General features: G+C 46.3%; 2 tRNA genes and 2 rRNA genes (1 of these 4 cut by a window edge). All 4 read left to right on the plus strand.

The window, feature by feature from the left end:
* The first annotated feature begins 41 nt into the window (after window positions 1–41).
* A 16S ribosomal RNA gene (locus tag Q0828_RS24300) occupies window positions 42–1,563 on the plus strand.
* Window positions 1,564–1,649: 86 nt separating this feature from the next.
* A tRNA-Ile gene (locus Q0828_RS24305) sits at window positions 1,650–1,723 on the plus strand.
* A gap of 81 nt (window positions 1,724–1,804) precedes the next feature.
* Window positions 1,805–1,878 (plus strand) — tRNA-Ala (locus tag Q0828_RS24310).
* A 116-nt stretch (window positions 1,879–1,994) separates the two neighbouring features.
* Window positions 1,995–2,500 (plus strand): 23S ribosomal RNA (locus Q0828_RS24315); it runs 2,314 nt beyond the window's last position.
* The 16S and 23S rRNA genes sit together here with 2 tRNA genes alongside, the layout of an rRNA operon.

Consider the following 2,500-nt stretch of genomic DNA (forward strand, 5'->3'; position numbering starts at 1 on the left):
GAATATATTTATTGTTGAAGAAATTATAATATAAAGAAACAACGATGAAGAGTTTGATCCTGGCTCAGGATGAACGCTAGCGGCAGGCTTAACACATGCAAGTCGAGGGGTAACATTGTAGCTTGCTACAGATGACGACCGGCGCACGGGTGCGTAACGCGTATGAAACCTACCTAATACAGAGGGATAGCCCAGAGAAATTTGGATTAATACCTCATGGTACTGTGATCTCGCATGGGATTATAGTTAAAGATTTATCGGTATTAGATGGTCATGCGTTCTATTAGTTAGTTGGTAAGGTAACGGCTTACCAAGACAGCGATAGATAGGGGCCCTGAGAGGGGGATCCCCCACACTGGTACTGAGACACGGACCAGACTCCTACGGGAGGCAGCAGTGAGGAATATTGGACAATGGAGGCAACTCTGATCCAGCCATGCCGCGTGAAGGAAGACTGCCCTATGGGTTGTAAACTTCTTTTATAGAGGAAGAAACGCAGATACGTGTATTTGTTTGACGGTACTCTACGAATAAGGATCGGCTAACTCCGTGCCAGCAGCCGCGGTAATACGGAGGATCCAAGCGTTATCCGGAATCATTGGGTTTAAAGGGTCCGCAGGCGGTTGTTTAAGTCAGAGGTGAAAGTTTGCAGCTCAACTGTAAAATTGCCTTTGATACTGAATGACTTGAGTTATAATGAAGTGGTTAGAATATGTAGTGTAGCGGTGAAATGCATAGATATTACATAGAATACCGATTGCGAAGGCAGATCACTAATTATATACTGACGCTGAGGGACGAAAGCGTGGGGAGCGAACAGGATTAGATACCCTGGTAGTCCACGCCGTAAACGATGGTTACTAGCTGTTTGGACTTCGGTCTGAGTGGCTAAGCGAAAGTGATAAGTAACCCACCTGGGGAGTACGATCGCAAGATTGAAACTCAAAGGAATTGACGGGGGCCCGCACAAGCGGTGGAGCATGTGGTTTAATTCGATGATACGCGAGGAACCTTACCAGGGCTTAAATGTAGACTGACAGCTTTAGAGATAGAGTTTTCTTCGGACAGTTTACAAGGTGCTGCATGGTTGTCGTCAGCTCGTGCCGTGAGGTGTCAGGTTAAGTCCTATAACGAGCGCAACCCCTGTTGTTAGTTACCAGCACGTAGTGGTGGGGACTCTAACAAGACTGCCGGTGCAAACCGCGAGGAAGGTGGGGATGACGTCAAATCATCACGGCCCTTACGTCCTGGGCTACACACGTGCTACAATGGTAGGTACAGAGAGCAGCCACTACGCAAGTAGGAGCGAATCTATAAAACCTATCTCAGTTCGGATCGGAGTCTGCAACTCGACTCCGTGAAGCTGGAATCGCTAGTAATCGGATATCAGCCATGATCCGGTGAATACGTTCCCGGGCCTTGTACACACCGCCCGTCAAGCCATGGAAGCTGGGGGTACCTGAAGTCGGTGACCGTAAGGAGCTGCCTAGGGTAAAACTAGTAACTGGGGCTAAGTCGTAACAAGGTAGCCGTACCGGAAGGTGCGGCTGGAACACCTCCTTTCTAGAGAAATGATAAAGATATAATAAACGATCGATGGATTGTTTTTGCTTAGCTGTTAATTAAGAAATTGAACGAAATACAAGTAGAGTCTCATAGCTCAGCTGGTTAGAGCGCTACACTGATAATGTAGAGGTCGGCAGTTCGAGTCTGCCTGAGACTACAATAGTATTTAAAGGAAATTCTGGAAGTTAGAGGATTCAACATTCATAATTCTGAATTCAAAGATTCTGAATTTCGTTATGGGGGATTAGCTCAGCTGGCTAGAGCGCCTGCCTTGCACGCAGGAGGTCATCGGTTCGACTCCGATATTCTCCACGATCGACTTATATGTAAATAGGTTGAAAAAGTTCATTGACATATTGAGATAAAAGAGAAACGAGATTTATAAAATAATCTTCGAGAGAACAAAAATAATAAAGAGACAAAAAGTACAATAAGCTAAGTAAGGGCGTATGGGGAATGCCTAGGCTCTCAGAGGCGATGAAGGACGTGATAAGCTGCGAAAAGCTGCGGGGAGAGGCACATACTTTGTGATCCGCAGATATCCGAATGGGGCAACCCGGCATATTGAAGATATGTCACCAGAGATGGAGCAAACCCGGAGAACTGAAACATCTAAGTACCCGGAGGAGAAGAAAACAAAAGTGATTCCGCTAGTAGTGGCGAGCGAACGCGGAATAGCCCAAACCAATGTTGTTACGGCAATATTGGGGTTGTAGGACCACGACATTTGATGTTAATTGAATTAGAACGCTTTGGAAAGAGCGACCAAAGAGGGTGATAGTCCCGTATAGGTAAGATTAATTATTGATAGTGGTATCCTGAGTAGCGCGGGGCACGTGTAACCCTGTGTGAATTTGGCGGGACCATCCGCTAAGGCTAAATACTCCTGAGAGACCGATAGTGAACTAGTACCGTGAGGGAAAGGTGAAAAGAA

The organism is uncultured Kordia sp. (genome assembly GCF_947496985.1).
GTDB lineage: Bacteria > Bacteroidota > Bacteroidia > Flavobacteriales > Flavobacteriaceae > Kordia.